At 47.4% G+C, this 20,175-nt stretch carries 16 protein-coding genes; 7 read left to right on the forward strand and 9 right to left on the reverse strand.

The window, feature by feature from the left end:
- Positions 1-6: 6 nt before the first annotated feature.
- Entirely contained in the window at positions 7-1,122 is a 1,116-nt protein-coding gene (locus KF839_RS01945; protein WP_292916137.1) for a L,D-transpeptidase family protein, read from the reverse strand.
- A 259-nt stretch (positions 1,123-1,381) separates the two neighbouring features.
- Between KF839_RS01945 and KF839_RS01950 the strand changes: the two genes are divergently transcribed.
- The 3 genes from KF839_RS01950 to KF839_RS01960 all read left to right on the forward strand — a co-directional run bounded on the left by KF839_RS01950 (position 1,382) and on the right by KF839_RS01960 (position 3,771).
- A complete protein-coding gene (locus KF839_RS01950) occupies positions 1,382-2,578 on the forward strand; it encodes a porin (RefSeq protein WP_292916138.1) in 1,197 nt (398 codons plus the stop codon).
- A 145-nt stretch (positions 2,579-2,723) separates the two neighbouring features.
- Entirely contained in the window at positions 2,724-3,182 is a 459-nt protein-coding gene (locus tag KF839_RS01955) for a hypothetical protein (RefSeq protein WP_292916139.1), read from the forward strand.
- A gap of 7 nt (positions 3,183-3,189) precedes the next feature.
- Positions 3,190-3,771, forward strand: coding sequence for a hypothetical protein (locus KF839_RS01960; RefSeq protein WP_292916140.1), 582 nt, complete (start codon positions 3,190-3,192; stop codon positions 3,769-3,771).
- Here the strand turns inward: KF839_RS01960 and KF839_RS01965 are convergent.
- The gene (locus KF839_RS01965; protein ID WP_292916141.1) at positions 3,761-5,032 is read right to left on the reverse strand and encodes a glycerate kinase type-2 family protein; all 1,272 of its coding nucleotides are present in this window, start codon (positions 5,030-5,032) and stop codon (positions 3,761-3,763) included. The genes KF839_RS01960 and KF839_RS01965 overlap by 11 nt on opposite strands.
- Positions 5,029-7,848 (reverse strand): excinuclease ABC subunit UvrA, encoded by a 2,820-nt coding sequence (gene uvrA / locus KF839_RS01970; protein ID WP_292916142.1) that lies wholly within the window; start codon positions 7,846-7,848, stop codon positions 5,029-5,031. Before uvrA ends, KF839_RS01965 begins: the two co-directional genes overlap by 4 nt.
- Positions 7,849-7,941: 93 nt before the next feature.
- Here uvrA and KF839_RS01975 point away from each other — a divergent pair, with 93 nt between their 5' ends.
- Together KF839_RS01975 and ssb are read left to right on the forward strand one after the other, a co-directional pair.
- Entirely contained in the window at positions 7,942-9,300 is a 1,359-nt protein-coding gene (locus KF839_RS01975; protein ID WP_292916143.1) for an MFS transporter, read from the forward strand.
- Complete coding sequence (gene ssb / locus KF839_RS01980; RefSeq protein WP_292916144.1) at positions 9,301-9,753, forward strand: single-stranded DNA-binding protein; 453 nt, start codon at positions 9,301-9,303, stop codon at positions 9,751-9,753. It abuts the gene before it with no gap.
- 30 nt (positions 9,754-9,783) lie between these two features.
- Here ssb and KF839_RS01985 read toward each other — a convergent pair whose 3' ends face one another.
- On the reverse strand, positions 9,784-9,990 hold the full coding sequence (locus KF839_RS01985) for a hypothetical protein (RefSeq protein ID WP_292916145.1): 207 nt from the start codon (positions 9,988-9,990) through the stop codon (positions 9,784-9,786).
- Positions 9,991-10,276: 286 nt separating this feature from the next.
- On the opposite strand from KF839_RS01985, the gene KF839_RS01990 reads away from it, so the two are divergent.
- Positions 10,277-11,137, forward strand: a complete 861-nt coding sequence (locus KF839_RS01990; RefSeq protein ID WP_292916146.1) for an HDOD domain-containing protein — start codon at positions 10,277-10,279, stop codon at positions 11,135-11,137.
- A gap of 234 nt (positions 11,138-11,371) precedes the next feature.
- Entirely contained in the window at positions 11,372-12,235 is an 864-nt protein-coding gene (locus KF839_RS01995) for a hypothetical protein (RefSeq protein ID WP_292916147.1), read from the forward strand.
- A 311-nt stretch (positions 12,236-12,546) separates the two neighbouring features.
- Here the strand turns inward: KF839_RS01995 and KF839_RS02000 are convergent, their stop codons facing one another.
- The 5 genes from KF839_RS02000 to KF839_RS02020 all read right to left on the reverse strand — a co-directional run bounded on the left by KF839_RS02000 (position 12,547) and on the right by KF839_RS02020 (position 20,058).
- Entirely contained in the window at positions 12,547-14,475 is a 1,929-nt protein-coding gene (locus KF839_RS02000) for a hypothetical protein (protein WP_292916148.1), read from the reverse strand.
- The gene (locus tag KF839_RS02005; protein ID WP_292916149.1) at positions 14,472-18,272 is read right to left on the reverse strand and encodes an HTH domain-containing protein; all 3,801 of its coding nucleotides are present in this window, start codon (positions 18,270-18,272) and stop codon (positions 14,472-14,474) included. The genes KF839_RS02000 and KF839_RS02005 overlap by 4 nt, the downstream gene beginning before the upstream one ends.
- Positions 18,262-18,474 (reverse strand): hypothetical protein, encoded by a 213-nt coding sequence (locus KF839_RS02010; protein WP_292916150.1) that lies wholly within the window; start codon positions 18,472-18,474, stop codon positions 18,262-18,264. Before KF839_RS02010 ends, KF839_RS02005 begins: the two co-directional genes overlap by 11 nt.
- 181 nt (positions 18,475-18,655) lie before the next feature.
- The gene (locus KF839_RS02015) at positions 18,656-19,525 is read right to left on the reverse strand and encodes a hypothetical protein (RefSeq protein WP_292916151.1); all 870 of its coding nucleotides are present in this window, start codon (positions 19,523-19,525) and stop codon (positions 18,656-18,658) included.
- Positions 19,526-19,707: 182 nt separating this feature from the next.
- Positions 19,708-20,058 (reverse strand): hypothetical protein, encoded by a 351-nt coding sequence (locus tag KF839_RS02020; protein WP_292916152.1) that lies wholly within the window; start codon positions 20,056-20,058, stop codon positions 19,708-19,710.
- Positions 20,059-20,175: the final 117 nt, after the last annotated feature.

The raw sequence follows: 20,175 nt of genomic DNA on the forward strand, positions 1-20,175 counted from the left end.
TGGGGTTTAATTCAAGCGGGATTTATCGTTTTGAGTGTGCAATTGATTCTGTGAGCGGGAACGAGAAATTAAAGTGGGCATCCCGCTTTTATCATGTATTGCTTGCTGCAGAGCTTCCGGATCAATTTCAAAATCTTCCGAGATGTTTCTTTTACTGCTGTCTCGCGCTAGAAAATCGTTGACGGCAGCAACTACGATGCTGCGATAGTTGGAGTATTTTTCTTGATCTTCTTCCAAGGGGGGGTGAAGTTCAATGAAGAGTGAACCTAACAACCATCCGAGTTTGATTGGTTGATTTACGATTTGTACCTGGGTTCCAATGGGAACCTTATCGAAAAGTGCTTCAATATCTTCAGGGTACATTCGCACACAACCGGCGGATACCCGCATTCCTACACCGAATGGTTTGATGGTGCCGTGAATAAGGTAGCTCCCGCTACCGATACTCAAACGCATGGCATGGCGACCTAGCGGGTTGGTTGGCCCGGGAGGGACAATGCTGGGATAAGGTGGTTCGCCATTCGCGATTCTATCCATCTGTAGAGATTTTGGAGGTATCCAGGAGGGATCTTTCTTTTTTTCTACGATTTTTGAAATGCCAAGCGGCGTTACCCAGTCCATTCTGCCAATGCCAACCGGATGGGTAATTATAATGGGTTTTTCTCCTTTTTTCGGTTCGGGAAAATAGTATATTCGCATTTCAGGTAAATTAAGTAATAAGCCTTTGCGCTCTCCCTGGGGAATGATATAGCGGCTCGGTAAAATGACTGTTGCGCCGTCTTCGGGCAACCAACGATCGACTGCCGGATTGGCCAGCAAAATTTCGATTTGACCAATATCGTACTGACGTGCAATGTCCAGTAATGTCTCAGTACGACTCGCTTGTGTAGTTCGGATTTGGCCAAAAATATCGATATCTGGAGGAGGGAGCACCCATGTTTCAGCGCGAACAGACTGAATTAGGAGAAAGTTTGTCAGAACAACAAAGGAAAGAAAAAAATTATACATATAATTAAGCCTTGCAATCATGTTTAAATGCAAATAAGCGATAAAAACAAAATAATAGCTGAAACTTCTTTTTCGGAAACGGTAAATAGCATTATTATTTGATATGAATTTCATGATTCGTTGAGGATTAGAATAATTTGAAATTAAGCGTATCGTCAGAAAAACAACAGGTCTGTTGCATGTGTGCAACAATGTTGTTGTGAACTTCACAAAAAATACTCATTTTTCTTGCAGTACAGTTCTGTGTTGTGCACAATCAAGCCAAACCTTCCGAGACGGAGGGTCCGAACAAGCGGGGTGCATTCCAGCGGAGTGTAGTGGGTGAGAAATAGGACGGCCCCAGTCGTTTTAAACATTAAAGGAGAACTTCGGTATGAAGAAGAAACTAATTTCGTTGGCAGTAGCTGGTGCACTTGCAGTTCCGATGACAGTGTCGGCACAAGGTACTCATGTAACTCTTTTTGGTAGCGTTCAAGCTGAATATGCTACGGTTAATCGTGAAAATCAAAGTAGCCAGGCTCTGATAGGTGACGATACAGGTCGTTCAAGAATGGGTATGCACGTGACCGAGAATCTGGGTGGCGGCTTTAAAGCGAAAGCGCACGTTGAATATGGCTTTAACACAGGAGCCGGTGCACTAGGTGTTGCACGTGAACGTTGGGTAGCGTTGGCAAATGATAGCTGGGGTGAAGTGAAATTCGGTCGTGTGCAATCTCCTTTTAAAGATTTCGCCGGTGGTATGACCATTGATCCGTTTGCTTACACAACCCTGCAAGCGGGTGGTAGCGGCGGTACTATGATGGCATCTGCAAATGGTTATGGTTCAGGCGCGCAAGGTTTTGTTAATAGCGCAGTTCGTTATGATTCTCCAAAGGTTGAAGGTTTTAGTTTTTCTGGCTTGTTAATGCCGGGTGATGCCAATAGACTGGATCCAGCAAACACAATTATTGCAACAAGCACCTTCCAAGGCAGCCAATCGAATGCCGGTGGTGAAGATGGCGAATGGGATTTCCAACTTGCAGGTAAATATGATGCGCAATGGCAAGGTCACAATTTTGCGGTGTTCGGCGGCTATTCACGCGATAATGTTAGTACCCGTCAAAGAACAGTGGGTTTCCGGAACAACGAGCACGTATGGCGTGGTGGCGGTTCATGGAACTACCAACAGTTCACATTGAGCGGTCAATATGAACGTATCACCAATGCAGTTGGTGCCGCAACTTGTACCAATGCCGCAGCTTTAGGCAATCCAGCAACAGGATTACCTGATACGCGCGGTCAATGTAATTCCGCTATGAATGTGGGTGGCGATGGTAATATCTGGTTCGCCAGTGGTAAATATGACTGGGGTAATACCAGCTTTATCGCTCAAGGTGGTCAAACCCATGCACACGGTGTGATAGGCGCTGCTCAAAGCAGACAAGTAAGCAGCTTCACGGTGGGTGCAATTCATAATCTGAGCAAACGTTCAAGCTTGTTTGGCGGTTATCAACGTGCAATGGTTAGTGATAAAAATGCGACATTTCAAGACAGCGATACCTGGTCTTTGGGTATGCGTCACAATTTCTAAAAGCAGTTTTGTTTAATAAAAAAGGCACCGGAAGGTGCCTTTTTTATTTTGAGAAAGAAAATATAATAATCGCCTGTGCACTTCTTCTGGATTCTTATTTAAACTTAATCGCACACGAGCGTATTTTTATGGAGATGGTATTGACATGAGTATGAAAAAATGGACAGATGAAGAGCTGATTTCGACACGTGATAGTCTTGAATCTTTGGGGAAGAATAGTAAAAATTCCGGATCAGGCACGAAAATGTGGTTATTCACAGGATTATTGGGGGCTTTTGCTGTTTCAACCGGCGTTACATTCATGATTCTGGATGGCGTCGATGTGATGAGTATCATTTTGATCATCATGGGCGCCATTACCTGCATGTCTTGGTATAAAAGCGATAAACAACGCAAGGATAATCTTGCTTTTCTTGAAGAAATCAATCGCGAGATTAAATCGCGAAAGTTAAAAGTGAAAGACACTTCGAAAGCGAAGGATAAAGTAACAAAACAAGCGGAAGGGACTGAACAGTTGGAAGAGACTGAAAACCAACAAGAAAATACGGTTGTTACATCTGAGTCGGTCAATGACCCAAAGAATTCTGAAAAATCAGATAAATAATTAAACGATGGCAATTCGCAGCTTACTTTCTGCGATTGAGCGGTTTTTTCGACCGAAGAATTTGCAAACGGAAGAAAAAACGCATGATTGTGACGAGCAACACAGCCTTGAAACCGAATTAACTTTCGAAGACCGGTCTGCGTTTGAAGCATTATGCCAATTTCTTTGGGTGCAGGGTGAATCGCTGCCATTGGTATTTGACGCGAATCATTCGATTTATACCGATCAAGGAGTAACTGAAGCATCCTTGCAAAGATTGGCGGATATCGGATTGATCTATTTTGAAAAAGTCGGATTCGTGAAGAAAGGATTGGGTAAGCATACGCGCCTGTTTTATTGCGGCAAGCCTACCAAAATCGGTTTCCAGACTGATGAAAATAATTATCTGGATTTGGGGCAGGTGGTGCTTACCGAATGCGGAAAGCAATTAGCTTCGTCCATTCCCGTCACAAGAAATCAGCAGTTTTACGAGTATGTAATAAACCGGTGGTTTGAACAAGGTTTATTACTGTCTTCGATTCAAGTAGACCGGGATCGGGAAATTCCGATCACTTTCAATGAGAAATCCACGTGCCCGATTAAAGAATGAGGATTGCCCGATAATCGTTAACGTTGGTGTGTGTGGGGCCTGTAATGACTAAATCGTTTAAACGCTGAAAAAAAGTATACGAATCATTGTTCGATAGAAATGCTGCAGGATTTAGTTCGAGTTGTTTGGCACGGTTAAAAGAATCCGGTGATAAGATTGCACCGGCGTTGTTTTCTGTACCATCCAATCCGTCGGTATCGCACGCTAAGGCATATACATTATCCACTCCGGCAAGCTCAACGAATAGCGAGAGCAAGAACTCAGTGTTACGGCCACCGCGACCATCACCTTTGATAGTGACCGTAGTCTCTCCGCCAGAAAGCAAAGCCGTAGGTGTTTTAAGTAATCGCGGATATGATTTGATTTCTCGCGCCAATGCGGCATAACTTTTTGCAATTTCGCGGGCTTCTCCGGTTACCGTATCTCCGAGTATCAGCGTATTGAACCCCAAAGCTCGGAAATAGTTTTCCGCCGCTACCAATGATTGGTGTGCATTTGCAATGATTCTATTATCGGTGCGGGCGAAGAGCGGAGAGCCAGGTTTCGGTGTTTCCGCAAGGATTCCCGCTTGACCGTCGCGCAATAGCTTTAAGATCGGCGGCGGCACATCCAGATGATAACGTTCCAGTACCGCGAGGGCGTCGGAATATGTGGAAGGATCGGCCGTGCATGGCCCGGAAGCGATGTGGATCGCGTCATCGCCGGTGACATCCGAAATAATCAATGCAAGAATAGGAGCGCGGCAAGCGGCTGCAAGCCTGCCGCCTTGAATTGCGGATAGATGTTTGCGGACGATATTGATTTCTTGAATACTGGCGCCGCTCAGTAATAACAATCGCGTTACTGTTTGCAAATCTTGCAGTGAAATGCCATTGATTGGCAGAGGAAGGAGACTGGAACCGCCGCCACTGAATAAGCACAGTAATAAATCCTCGTCGGTTAACGTTTGTACGGCCGCAAGAATTTCCCGTGCTGCATATTCGCCATTTCTATCAGGAATGGGATGCCCGGCTTCGACGATTCGGATGGTATGGGCGGGGAGCTCATGTCCATAGCGCGTCACGACAATACCATCGAATGGTGCACTGGCAGGCCAAGCGCGCTCAAATGCCGCCGCCATGGCTGCGGATGCTTTTCCGGCGCCAACCACAAACGTGCGGCCGCGAGGTGGTTTTGGCAGATATTGCGGCACAATTTGAGTCGGATCAGCCGCTTTGACGGCGACCGAGAAGCTTTCAAGTAGATAATCGCGCGGATTCACTTGGACAGCATAGGACGGAGATAATGACCGGTGAAGCTGTCAGGGTTCGCCGCAATTGATTCCGGCGTACCTTCAGCCACAATGCGACCGCCACCGTCGCCTCCTTCCGGACCCAAATCAGCAATCCAATCGGCGGTTTTGATGACATCCAGGTTATGCTCGATGACGACCACGGTATTGCCGTGGTCACGCAACCGGTGTAACACTTTTAGCAATAGATCGATATCCTGAAAATGTAAGCCGGTGGTCGGCTCATCAAGGATGTACAAAGTGCGTCCGGTATCGCGTTTTGACAGTTCCAGCGATAGCTTGACACGTTGCGCTTCGCCACCGGAAAGAGTGGTGGCGGACTGTCCCAGCGTGATATAACCTAGGCCGACATCCATCAATGTTTGAAGTTTGCGGGCTACTACTGGTACTGGCTGGAAAAACTCCAATGCATTTTCTACCGTCATTTGTAGAATCTCACTGATATTTTTGCCCTTATATTGAATTTCCAAGGTCTCGCGGTTATAGCGGTGACCGTGACAGACGTCGCAAGTGACGTAAATATCCGGCAAGAAATGCATCTCAACTTTGATCACGCCATCGCCTTGACAAGCTTCGCAGCGACCGCCTTTGACGTTGAATGAAAACCGCCCCGGCGCATAACCGCGCTCACGAGCTTGCGGCACTCCGGCAAATAAGTCGCGAATGGGTGTGAACAAACCGGTATAAGTCGCGGGATTGGAACGCGGTGTGCGTCCGATAGGGCTTTGATCCATGTTAATGACTTTATCAAAGAATGCCAGTCCATCAATATGCCGGTAAGATGCAGGCTCGTCATTGCTGCCGTAGAGATGACGTGCGACCGCGCGATGCAGGGTTTCATTGATGAGTGTCGATTTACCCGATCCGGAAACGCCGGTCACGCAAACAAACAACCCGACCGGCAAGTTAAGTGTGACATTTTTCAGATTATTTCCGGTGGCGCCTTCGATACGCAAGATCCGATCCGTGCTGGGCGGGTGCCGTTGCGGCGGAATATCGATCGCCAGCACGCCCGACAAGTACTTTCCGGTTAATGAATCAGTATGTTGCTGGATCTCGAGCGGTGTGCCTTGCGCTACCACGAATCCGCCGTGTTCGCCGGCGCCGGGGCCCATGTCAACGACGTAATCCGCAATTTGAATTGCATCTTGATCATGCTCAACCACAATGACGCTATTACCCAGATCCCGCAGATTCTTGAGGGTATCGAGCAAACGACCATTGTCGCGTTGATGCAGACCGATGGAAGGCTCGTCGAGAACGTACATGACTCCGGTTAAACCGGAGCCGATCTGACTGGCCAAGCGGATGCGTTGGGATTCACCGCCCGATAGCGTATCCGCTGATCGATCCAGTGATAAGTAATCCAATCCGACATTATTGAGAAATTGCAAACGGCTGGAAATTTCTTTGATGATGCGTTCCGCGATGGATTGCTTATGACCGGATAATTCGAGATGATCGAATAATTCTCTGGCTTTTCTTAACGGCAATGCACTGATTTCGTAAATCGCCTGTCCTGCGACATGTACATGCCGCGCGGCGCGGCATAAGCGCGTGCCTTGGCACTCCGGGCAAGTCTGTGCGTTCAGGTATTTTGCCAATTCTTCACGTACGGTCTGCGATTCGGTTTCTTTATAACGCCGGGTCAGATTGGGGATAATGCCCTCGAATGGATGGATATCCTGCTGTTTGCGGCCGCTCTCCGTTAAATAGGAGAATTTTATTTTTTCTTTACCGGAACCATGCAAAATAATGTTTCGGATCGATTCGTCGAGTTTCTCAAAAGGCGTTTCCAGATCAAATTGATAATGCGCAGCGAGGCTTATAAGTAACTGGAAATAGAATTGATTACGCCTATCCCAATTGCGCACGGCGCCCGCAGCTAGCGATAAATGCGGAAAAGCTACGACGCGCGATGGATCAAAGAAAGTGATCTGTCCTAGACCATCACATTTGTTGCAAGCGCCCAGCGGGTTATTAAAGGAAAATAATCTGGGTTCCAACTCGGCTAATGAATAGCTGCATACCGGGCAGCTAAATTTGGCCGAAAATAAATGCTCCTGGCCGCTATCCATCTCCACCGCCAAAGCGCGTCCGTCCGAATGGCGCAGCGCAACTTCGAATGACTCGGCCAGCCGTTGTTTGGCATCGGCGGAAACTTTCAGGCGATCAACCACAACCTCGACAGTATGTTTTTTGTTTTTCTGCAGTTTCGGTAATGCATCGATTTCATAAACTTCACCATCGATGCGTAACCGCACAAAGCCTTGTGCGCGCAATTCGTCAAACAACTCGACTTGTTCCCCTTTGCGCTCCACGATGAGCGGCGACAAAATCATCAAGCGGGTATCCGCAGGCAACTGCGACACATGATCGACCATTTGCGAGACGCTCTGCGCGGTCAGAACGATTTGGTGATCCGGGCAAAACGGATCGCCAACGCGAGCGAACAGCAAGCGCAAATAGTCGTGAATTTCGGTGACAGTGCCGACCGTCGAGCGGGGGTTATGCGACGTTGCTTTTTGCTCGATGGCGATGGCCGGGGACAATCCTTCGATCAGGTCGACATCCGGTTTCTCCATTAATTGCAGAAATTGCCGGGCGTATGCCGACAGCGATTCAACATACCGGCGCTGACCTTCGGCGTAGAGCGTATCGAAAGCTAACGAAGATTTGCCAGACCCCGACAAGCCGGTAATGACCACTAACTTGTTGCGGGGCAGATCAAGGCTGATATTTTTTAAATTATGCGTGCGTGCACCGCGTATTTTTATGGATTCCATGAACTATCTATGTAAGAGTCAACCTGTTAATATACCCAACTTTTTAGGAATATCACAACCTGATTCATGTCTGCTTCATCATCATCTGAAAAAATGTCCCCAACGGAAGTGCGTGCGACGATCGGTTTGGCCGGTGTATATGGCTTGCGCATGCTGGGTTTGTTTATTATTTTACCGGTGTTTGCTTTTTACGCTGAAGAGTTGCCTGGCGGGGATAACTACACGCTGGTCGGCATCGCGCTGGGTGCTTATGGCTTGACACAAGCGATTTTGCAAATTCCATTCGGCTGGCTGTCGGATCGGATCGGGCGCAAACCGGTGATTTATCTGGGACTGATTTTGTTCATTATCGGCAGTTTTATCGCCGCATTTGCGACCAATATTTATTGGGTTATCATCGGCCGGGTCATTCAGGGAGCCGGAGCCATTTCGGCGGCGGTGATGGCATTGGCGGCGGACCTGACGCGGGAAGAGCATCGCACCAAGGCGATGGCGACCATCGGCATGACCATCGGCGTGGTGTTTGCCGTTTCGTTAATCGCCGCACCGGTGTTGAACCAATGGATCGGCGTGCCGGGCATTTTTGCCATGACCGGGATATTGGCGCTGCTGGCGATCATTGTGGTGAAAAAAGTGATTCCCGATCCGGTCATCAGCCGATTCCATTCCGACACCGAAGCATCGTCCGCCAGTTTGGGCAGCGTTTTGCGCAACACGCAATTATTGCGCTTGGATTACGGTATTTTTGCGCTGCACGCCACTTTAATGGCGCTATGGCTGGTGGTGCCGCTGACGCTGCGCGAGGCGGGCATGGCGGCGGATACGCACTGGCAGATTTATTTCCCGGTGCTGGTGCTATCGATTGTACTCATTGTGCCGGCCATTATTTATTCCGAGAAAAAAGCCAAGCTCAAGCAGGTTTTTGTGGCCGCGATCGCAATGCTGCTGTTCGGGCAGGTATTGCTGGCGCTGACATCTGAGTCGGTCTGGGGGACGGCTGGCGCATTGTTGGTTTTCTTTGCCGCGTTCAATTTATTGGAAGCCAGCTTGCCTTCGCTGATTTCCAAAATCGCACCGGTCGGTGCCAAAGGAACAGCGATCGGTATCTACAGCAGCACGCAGTTTCTCGGTGCGTTTACCGGCGCCGCTGTCGGCGGTTATTTGTTTGGTACCTATGGTAGCAGTGCCTTGTATGCGTTTTGTGGTGTGTTGCTGGCGGTGTGGCTGGTGTTGGCGATTACCATGAAAGCGCCTGCCGCAGTGCGTTCCAGAATGTATCCCGTACAGGAAATGAATCCGGACCAATCGCAAGAATTGTCGCGCCAACTGGCGGCGATACCCGGTGTGTTTGAAGCGCTGGTGCTGGTCAATGAACGGGTGGCTTATCTGAAAGTGGACATGAAAGGCTTCGACGAAGAAAAAGTGATTCAATTGCTTGGGGAGGAAACATAGATGGCTTCTGTCAATAAAGTGATACTCATCGGTAACTTGGGCAAAGACCCGGAAACCCGTTACATGTCGAATGGTGAAGCGGTTACCAATATTACATTGGCAACAACCGATACTTGGAAAGACAAAAATGGCGAGAAACAGGAAAAAACCGAATGGCATCGCGTAACTTTCTATCGGAAACTGGCCGAAATTGCCGGGGAATATTTAAAAAAAGGGCGTCCTGTTTATGTCGAGGGTCGACTGGAAACCCGGAAATGGACTGATAAGAATGGTGTGGAGCGTTATACGACGGATATTATTGCGACCGATATGAAGATGTTGGGTAACCGATCCGGTAGTGGTAGCTTTGAATCGTCGCCTGAACACGAAGAAGGCGGTGCAGCTTCCAACCGCCCTTCTTCGACGAAGAGCCCTAGCGGTTTTGACGATATGGAAGACGATATTCCATTTTAATTGGGTCGCATCCGGGGGCGCTGGCGGGCACTAGTGTTTATCGGGTAACCGCAATACGCCGTTGCGATAGTCGTGACTCGCAAAATTTGCTTGATTACGGGAAGGTAATGAAAATTCAATGCTTTCAATAGCGCCGCCGATTTCTTTGGCCATGTTGCGGAATTCGAGTGCCAGCATACTTTTGGGAACAATAAATATTTGCTTGAATCCAGACTTGAAGTGAACAAGAATTTTCATAACGTTATCCAGTGAGTTTTAATTTTTCAGGTACTTGATTGTTACAGTGGCATTGCTGATGCTGTTTTTACGACCCGAACCGGCTAAACTTTAATTAGCCGTCCCCCAAAAGATTCCTCATCGCAACGGAAACCAGGAATCTCTGCAACCTATTAAAGAAACAATCGAAGAAATAGCTATTATTCCTTGCTTTTATTTTGAAATTGCTTTTGACGGCTTTGGTTTAAGCTTGAATTCATCAAAAATTGGCCGAATTCTTGCGGCGGCGGAGATAAGGGAAATTTGCATGGAGAAAAGCGCGATATTGAGTGCGTTGGCTGCGGAAGTAGCGCAAGGACGCTTGATTTTTCCGACCTCGACCCAAGCCGCGATCAAAATCAAGGAAAAGCTGGAAGATCCTGATTGCAGCCTTGATGCCGTAATCCGGCTGATTCAAGCCGAGCCGCTGCTGTCGACCAAAGTGGTGGCGATTGCCAACTCCACGGTGTTTAACCGTTCGGGAAAAAGAGTTACCGATGTGCGCTCCGCAGTTACCCTGATCGGCATGCGCACGGTGCGCAATTTGGCAACGGTCATAGCCGTACAGCAACTGACCGGGCCGCAAGGTAGAAGCGAGCAAGCCGAACAACTATGGAAACATTCCGCGTATGTCGCCGCGCTGGCGCAAGTCATTGCACGCCGCGTCACCCGCAAAGATCCCGAAACCGCGTTGTTTGCCGGTATGATTCACGAAATTAGCTGGTTCTATTTGCTGGCGCGCGAAAAATATTTTCCCGGATTGATCGACGCCAGCATGGCCAGCTCGTGGAACGCGGACGAAGATCTGGAAGACGAAAGTGAACTCGATTGCGAAATCACCATCGGCACCGCGATTCTCAAAGCGCTGTCGGTGCCGCAATCGGTGATCGACGACATCGTATACCTATGGCGTGGTTACTTATCTTTCCCGCCGGATACGCTTGGCGACACATTGCTGATCGCCAATCAACTGGCGCCCGTCAAATCCCCCTTTGTATTGCCCTCTAACTTGATCGGCGCGGATGCGACCGCCGACCTTGATGTATTAACCGACGAAGACACACTCAGCGAGATCCTGAAAGACTCAGCCGCTGAAGTAAAGTCGTTGACCGAAGCGTTGTGCGTGTAGTTTCCACAACCGAAGAACCCTAAAGCATCCTACGAGCGGCAAAGCCGCATAATTCCGCTGCTACTGTTGGCAGCATACTGACGTTCCTTCGTCATTCCTGAAAGACCGATTCCGGCATTGCTTAAGAAAATCAGACGATTATCCCCCGGCATCATTCAGTCCCGGTTCACCCAGACCGAAGTACAGTGGCTCATCCGCATCTGCTTGGAAAAAATAACCACAAGGAGAAGCATCATGAGCGCCATCACCACCGGATCATTCCCCGGCAAACAAAGAAAAGCTGGATCGATTTCCATTCAAGCATTAAAACCTGCTGAGCTGAAACTACCGAGCTGCGCAATCGTGTTGATACTGCTGTTAGCCATGTTATTGCTCGGCGCTTGTAAAACCGTACCCATCGACGATCGGAATGCGACCGGAAACGGCGGGTTCTGGGAGCAAGATGAGAATTCCAGCGCGCGTTTTCACATCCCCAATCAGGTCGATAAGGCCACGATCGGTTTGGTATTTGCAGCGGGGGAAAGCGCTTTACGTGACGGTACGCCGGTTGATGTTTCCGCGAAGCTGGCGAACCATTCCCGGATAAACACCGGGCCGCAAAGCAGCGCGCGCGTCGAGTTCGAAGCGGCTGGTCCGGTTTGCACGATTGAGATCGACGAATTCAACGCCGGCAATGCCTACGCGGATACGGCGGACTGCCGGCAACAGATAGAAACGCCGCATGCCCGGATAGACGCTAGTAACGCCATCCTGCATCTGCAAGTCACGGAGCATCAAACGAAAGTCACAGTGATCAGCGGAACGATTGACGTGACTCCGCTTGGAGATACTGCGCAATCCATCGATGTTCGGGAAGATCGCGAAGTCGTGGTCACGCGCGATACGCTCGGACGGCCGTATTTACTCACGCCCGAAGAAATCTGGCAACGCATCCGCTGGCGGGATGATTACCCGCTCTATAAAAAAGTCATCGACTGGGGAACCATCGCAGCCACAGCGGCAGTCGTCATCGTGACCGCTGGAATCATCGCGGCGGTGGTCATACTCAGTAAAGGTCATGGTCATGGAGGCCGTCGCGGCCTGCCCGGACATCGTTAGAACTTATCCGCCAGCTTTCAAGTTGAAATGGGTTTTAAGCTGCAATGTGGTGTTTCGAAATTCGGTATCGAATCATTTACTTCGATTGGGATCAAGCTAAGCGTTGTGAGCTCCAGTTGCTTGAAAAGGTGGAATGATCAATACAATGGAGGAAAGTTTATTCAAAAACTTTTTCATATTCGGTAGAAGTATTATTTGCGCTATTAACAATTAATGTAATTTAAGTATCTAAAATTAATGGATTTTTCTGGTATCTCTGGCAGGTGATCTGGTTGATCCGAAAAGAAACAAAAAACTTCGCGACAATGTTATTAACGAAAACACCATGCTCGCAATGCCGCATCTGCCCTAGCGCACGAAACCCACAATTCAGGAACTGAATGCAACAATATCAATAGGTGGGAATGAAAAACTTCGCCTTCATTTTCTTTCAAGTCGTCAAAAGCAAGCTCAGTTAACCAATCACCAGAAAATCTACACCATTCCGTGAGTTCTTTCCTTGCAGCGGAAGCTACAAGGCATATTTTTAGTGCTTCTTCGGCAGTGAAGCCATACTGGGAATCCCGTCGATAACGACGTACAAGAATTCGGAGTTCATCGGCCAGTGCCGGATTTCGAGACGCGGCTGCAACTGTAGCCAGACCGTTTAAAATGTTTAGTAATTGGGATTTGTCCTCCAGATTAGCGAGCGTGTAGTTGCTGAGTCTGAGAGCTTTTGCTGCTAACTCCGACTGATCAGATGTAATCCTGAAAATCATCGCTGAATTGACGAGAGCTATAAACGAGGCCGCTTCGACTTTGTCGCTGTCGAGTTGCTCTTCAATGATACGAGCAAGGTCATTAGGCAAGACACTTGGGCTATCTTCAGCTCCCTCGAGCGGCCCTGGGAAGTACGGATGCGGAAATTTGCAACGTTTAATAAGACTTTGCTTTCCATCGCTGAGAATTGTGTCACGTAACTCTCCGCTACCAAGGTTTGCCTGAAAATTATTACCTGCAATCATGATGCGGCCGAGAAAGTCCGCCTGCAATTGAGGTGCAGTCGCAAAATCAGGGACCCATCGTGGCTCAGCGCGCATATCCGTGAGAGATTGCATATAAAAATACTCGCCACGATTTTTGTATACCCACTTGCAAAAATGATCGTAATTAACTTCGCTTTGCACAAGCTGGCGATGGATCAATGCAGCTTGAGCCAGAGAAGCCAATCTTCGATAAAAGGGTGGTTTATCGGAGAGAAGACGTGTTCTGGCCAGTTCCCCGTCGACTAGAACAAACAAAGCAGAGAACAACTTGAATTCACTGACTGCGCCTTCTACGTCATCATCACGGATTCGATGAACGAGCTGCAGCAGGAAAGGCTCGACTTCCGGTCTATCTGGAAGAATTCGCAATCCAAATTCAAACGCACCAATCCGAGAGAGTGTGTCGCCGTGTTTCTCCAGATAGTCAAACGCTTTTACCAAGTCCTTCCGATCGAGATGATCAGCTTTGATTTCGGTAGTCAGTGCCGAGTGTGAAGAAAGTAATAGACTGAAGAGAAAGCCGTCGTAAGGACGCCACTCAATCAACTGCTTAAAAATTTGACTCCCTGTACCGACGGCATAATCCTGGATTGAGCCGCTTCCGTCGTAAATGCCAACAAGTCTTTCAAAATATTGTTGCGAATATGGAACAAGAGACGAAACTGTACTTTTGCTTGCCATGATCTCATTCTGTATAGTCCGCTCCACATGAACCGGTGTGTCGCATATATCACTGTGAAAAATCCAGACTTCGTCGTCTTCCAACGCACGTTCTAAAAGGATGCTTCGCCATTTTTCCTGAGCACTGAGCGGAAGGTTCACGTCTGAAGCAGATTTCTCCAGAGAACGAATGCGTGTAGAGGCATCTCCAGAAAGTACAGAGAAGTCAGGCAGCATCAGCTGTTGTTGATCAGATGAAAGAACAAAATTCGGAAATTCACCTTCGCGTGCATTATTTGTGAGATTCCACGTTCTATCTTCAACGTCATTTAATTTAACGGAGGCTTTACCGGCGAGAATGGTACGAACAGCATCGAAAAGATCTGAACGTTGAACAGAGACATCACTTTCCCCTAAGGTAATCATCACTTCAGTCTTTAAACTGTATTCTTCTATGAAATTCTTGTCATTGAACAAGCTCTTACGTATTAGTGGCGGGACGAACTTCAATGCTTCAGCTGCCAAAATCGCTCTTTCATTTGATGAGTTGGTCACAGATTATCCTTCTCCTCATCCGAGATCGGGGTATCAGCTATCTGGGCAACGAAGCTGCGATATCTATCGATAAACCATTCATAAACTTCGGTAAACTGTTCCTGAATTGGGGCCAGAATTCTTTCTTCCACCCAATTGTGGTAAGCATCCTCAACGCTTTGCTGAACCCCGGCGGGCGGAGCTAGTAACAAGAGAAGAGATGCAGCATGCTCAGTCCGAACGACATTGTCGGCCTTATCTGGAATAAGGCGATGTGCCCATCCTCGAATGTCTATCTGATCAACGAGCCAGTTTGAGCGAGTAGTGATCTCTTCGATATCGATCCCATCAATCCATAGGTTTTTTAGCGCCTGAACGAAAGCTTTGAGCGTACTATCCAGCCAAGGCACTTCCTCTGGAAGTTGCAGCCAGTCGCTCATTCTGATGCGGAGAATGGATTCCCGGATAGCTTTCAGTTCAGCAGTTTCAATCACCCTCCCGTCGGAAACGCTTGATTTGCTTAAACATCGTTGGAGTTCGTCTGCAGTGACCGGAATGAAACAGTAACCGGCCTGGCGCAGCCGTGTCCGATGTTCAAGACGATCATCATTCGATAAAACACCTGCCGCTACCAAAGTATCCAACAGTTCCAGAGTTGAAAAGACGGGAACTTGTATGCCACCGCTTTCAATGTGTGCATGCTGGTTGAGAAATCTATCGTCAACAATTACAACGTTGCAATAAGGGGCCAGAGCAAAAATCTCTGCTGAAGGGTGATTTAAAATTGATTTGTCTTTGATTTCACTAAAGGCTAGGCTTCTACCAGCCTTAATACGTTTGGCCTCTAGCCGCGAACTTACAGAAGCACGGATATCCTCAATGATATCTTTCACATCATTAAAAGTGCGTTCGAAAGAAATAAAAGCATTCGTTTCGGAAACCTCTTTGGGTGAGACTACAGCTCTAAGACCCGCGGCTTTGAACTTTCCAAGCATTCCAAGATGTTGCAGATACGTGATGGCAAGAGCGTCAAGATATAGAGTCGCACCATCGGCAATGATGGGCTGATTTGACCACGGTTTCTCCTGCAATTGCAAATAAACGCGCGCCCGTTTTTCCTCATCAGTGGTAATCTGTCCCTTCTGTCTTAGCTTCTCCACCACCGCAAGACAACTGCTCAAGACCTGTGCATGCGCGGATAGATCCGCTTCTTCCTCCATAAGACTTGAAAGACGATGCACTGGAGCAGAGCGAACAACGATATGCTGTGTATCATCATCCCGCACCTTCTCCGCCTCGGCGATCAATGCTGCTAGCTCATCGCCGACTTGAGCGCAGAGATCGCTGCTTGCCGCAGTGCTAGGAGTGAACTTTTCCAACATATCTGTTGCCAGAAAGTCCCGAACTTTATGTGCATTTGCTATACGACTAGGCTGATGGAAAGCGGTTTTTTGACGCTCCGCAAACAGCCATCCAAGCATCGAATGTGGGATATATACAGCTTTGAATGTATCGAGCACCACATCGAGTATTTTCAGGAAACTCAAGGTGAGCAGTGCGGTTGCATCCAGAGCAACGGTTTTTTCACAGACTTTGAATTCTAACGGCACACGCTTACCGCTATAAGCTGGAATTGTGCCTCTTCGTCTCGGGTCTAGCTCCGTGAGATTGACCAATGCCGGGAAGACCGTAAGGTCGATGAGAGTCCGGTTAAGTGACTGGGCAGCGAGGAAGATGGGTGTTTGCCCTTGTGCAAGCAAGCGCCACGTTTCTGATGTGCGGCGATCCCATTCGGGCTTTCGATCAAGAATATCCTTCATGCTTACTCTTTGAAGCGGACCATTTTCTCCTGATATTTTTGCAGCCTTCTCGAGCCATTGGAATACACGTGGATTATCTTCCCCCCCAGAACTTGTTGCGATGAAGTATGCAGAAGCTAAGATATTGGGGTCATCTCTGGCTTTCTCTGCTGCTTCGAAGACTAGATCTTTCGCACAAGATAAACCCAAATGAAGCGCCAGTTGCGCAGAGCTAATCAGATCCTGCGCACTTCTGTCATTTCTTTTCTGATACTCGGCAGCAATATAAGCGAAAAGTGATGCCCAATCACCGGTTGCAATTCCGAGATTTACCTGCAGGGCTCGGTAATTAGTGCTCTCAATATCATCACCGAGTTCCGCTAGCACAGCACGAGATTCAAGAAATGCACCTTCATTATATAAACCCCAGGCATATGATAAGCACAGATGGTTGGATTGAGATAACAGGTAGTGGTTTTCTTTCAAGAAACCAACCAGTTCTTCTGATCTGTGCGTATTGTTGAAAGCATTCACGAGGCGTTCAGCATCGCGAAGTGAGTGCGTTTCTTCAAACAGAAGTTTGCTGAATTCGCACAAATCGTTCCAACGGTGATGTTCTTCCAGTTCGGAGACAAGGTCGATTAGATCGCTGATAGTTTTAGTTGATTGGTATTGTGCTTTACGGGATTCAATGGGATCACTCCCTTGAGCCTCAGTTATGATTCTCTGGAGATTACTGCTTTCTTGTTCAGTAGGAATACCCTCTGTAATCAATTGGCTAAGTATTTCATTTGCCCTGTCGACCAAACCTGCGCGTGCAAGCATTTCGATCTGACGGTACCGCATCAGCTTAGTATTGATGTGATTAGCGAGTTGACTGTAGTGGCGATCGAGGTAATCGGCCACCTCCTCGGGGGTCGATTGCGTAAATGCAAGTGCATAACGAGCTAGGGCGGCCTCAATAGTCATTCCGCCATTTATGGCGATACTCCGTTCGATATCCTGCTCTACGGCTTCTAGGTTCAGTTTGATGCCGAACTGAAGTGCGTAGTGAACCAAACCGAGTGCGGTATGCGGATCTCGGAGTTTGTCTTCTAATCTTTTCTTTCCATGTGCACTTTGTGTCGGGTCGCGCAGCTCTAGCCAAAGCGCATACTCGTCAAAAATTTTTGCAGCGTTTGGACAATCCAGCTGCTTTGCAACCTCTACTGCATCCAGAAAGTGTTGATGCGCAGTATTTCTCGCATCTATCGCAGCGGTATCCGATGAGAGAGGAAATTCCTTCGCACCAAAAGGAACTTGTGTCAGAACATCAGCTCGTAAAGCTTTTGGAATGGTACGAACTAGCTTTGCTAGAGCTGCCAAATGGTGAAGGAAGGGGGTTTCATTAAAGTCAATTTCGAGAAGTGCATCGACTGTCTGAGCAATTTCATCCCAGCGGCCAAGTTGAAGCTGATGAAATAAGAGAATAGCTTTGCCGTCCGAATCCAGATCTCCAACTTTATAGCTTGCGGCATCCATCCAAAGTAGAGCATTTTCATAGCCATCATGATGTGCAACGATTATCAAACCGGCAGAATGCGAAGCGTGAGAGTCGATACCAGCAAGGGCCTTAAGTGCCACTGCTTTTTCTCCCTTCTGGGAAATGATGAATGCTTCTGCGATCGTAGTTTTTGGTGAATCTCCGAGTTTCTTCGCAAGTCCTAAGTAATTTTGTGCTTGCTCAAGGAAGTCTGACGACAAAATTCGGGCACACCATGCCAACGCCTCGCCCCTAATCTTATCCGAACCGCTCGAAAGATCGCCTTCAAAAAGGCGACCCCCAAGCTTCAGCGATGATTCTTTACGATTGAATCCGGGGAAGAATCGGGATTTTCGAAGTCTCTCAACTTCCTCTTGAATTTTTTGGTTAACAAGTTCTGTCGGAATATTTCTTTCGCAAGAATAATAGATGTCGCGACCGGCGATCAGATTTATCGATTTATCTCCGGCAGAAATCGACTGTTTATTATTCCACATCTGTTTGCTTTTTCTTCGATCTGATATTAACGTCTCGCCCCGCCTGAAAATTGGTGGAATTATTACCTGAGTGGATGGTTTGTGTGGATGAAGTGCAAGTCTTCTTGAAGATGAGACGTCCTATCCAAACAATGATCCCAAAGCCTATACCGGAGAATAGCCATTTTTTATTATCAAAAATCCACGTCACAATTTCTTCCAATTAAGTTACTCCTATTTGAGTCTTTGACTATTAAGATGCAGAGAGTGTTTCAAATACTTGAAAGATATCATTTCGATATCATTTTTTAAACAGGCACTACTGATTCACTATGATTTCTATCTTGACAACTAAGGTAGGCTAAGCGGTGTATGTGATAGCGAGCATCCGTTTGAGCGACTCATTAGGCAACACGATGATTACCACCGACGAGTTTCATTTTTTTCAAAAGTATTGCTGTATCAGTAGAACCAGTAATCGCCGTTGCAATATCGAACGCATCTGGCAAATCATGATTTTCAGTTTCTCCAGGTAAAAGATCCATTTCAGAGACTTTTAGGAATTTTCCACCAATTCCTTCCTCTTTAAGCTCAACGACTTCGTCATAGCGAATCCATTTGGGCAGATTTTTGGGGAGCATATTTACATCAAGAAAAAAATTTGCTCCACCAAATCCACCCTTTGATCCCTTTGAATCAGCTATATATGCCTTTGAGAAGGCAAAATTAGCTTGCAATTCAGGTACAAGATCAAAACTAGGAGTGAATGTAAGGGCTTTAAATACTGCTTCTTCTAAAGATAGTTCGCCACTTTTCACTTTATCGCAGTACTTTTTGCCAACGTTCTGGACTAATTGGGTTTTATTGTCACTCGTCCGCCTATATCGAAAACCAACAGCTACAACACTGCGGACACCCGGAAAATTGTTTTTGGCCTCAACGCTGTTTACTACCTGATGCAGGCAGTATGCTCTGCGTAAGAAATCATAAGTAACGCTTTTAGATCTAGGAGTTAACCTTCTTTGCATAACGCAGCCATCATTTAAAACCACGGTTGTAAAGAGACGGCTGGAATGGCTTGATATAACATCCTGAAATAAAAAGAGTCTCTCGATGGCTATAAGTGATTCTGGCAACGTTAAGTCAAAATTAGATTTCCTAAGCATTTCACCATAACCAAGGAGATCCATCCAAAGGCAAGCCGAGATCTCAACTGCTCTTCGCGTCCCCATTGCAGTTTTAGGTTGAGATCTTATTTTCCGATTCTCGGCCATATGTTGTTTGATTAAAATTAGACGCCCGAAATGACGCATCTATTGTCAAAAATGAGATTGATTACTGTATGCGTCATAGGATGTTCTTATGTTTCATAGAGATTGGTCAATTTAGTTTCCATCATAACAAATTTTCTTAGATCCGAAAAAACGGATTCCATGAGTCAACTTCAACCAAAACTTCAAAACACCATCACATGATCCACCCAATACCGGCCATCCCGATGCACGAGCATCATTTCCGCGACGAATTCACCGGGTGCTTTCGTGAACGATTGTCTCCAGATGATCGCTGCCGAGTCGGGGCGGCGGAAGACGGCGACGGGGGTGCGGGTGGTGAAAAAGCCTTTTTCCGCCTGGTATTGCCGGCAGACGCATTCAAAGTAATCCGGCGTGACGATGGCTTGCAGCCGTCCGGTGAAGTCGCGGATATGCCGGGCGTGATCGCGGTGCGTGGAGGCGTCCATCAGATTGCCCATGATCGGTTCGGCAATCGCCAGAATTTGTTGTTCGCTCAATTGTTCGAAGTTCATAGCGTGTCAGTTTTGTATGAATTAATAGCCTGAGACCTTTGCACGGCGTCATGAGCGGTGCGAGAATAAGGCAAAAATTTGTGAAAAAGCGCAGTTTACATAGGGTAAATGAGCATT

Source organism: Nitrosomonas sp. (assembly GCF_019635155.1).
Taxonomy (GTDB): Bacteria; Pseudomonadota; Gammaproteobacteria; order Burkholderiales; family Nitrosomonadaceae; genus Nitrosomonas.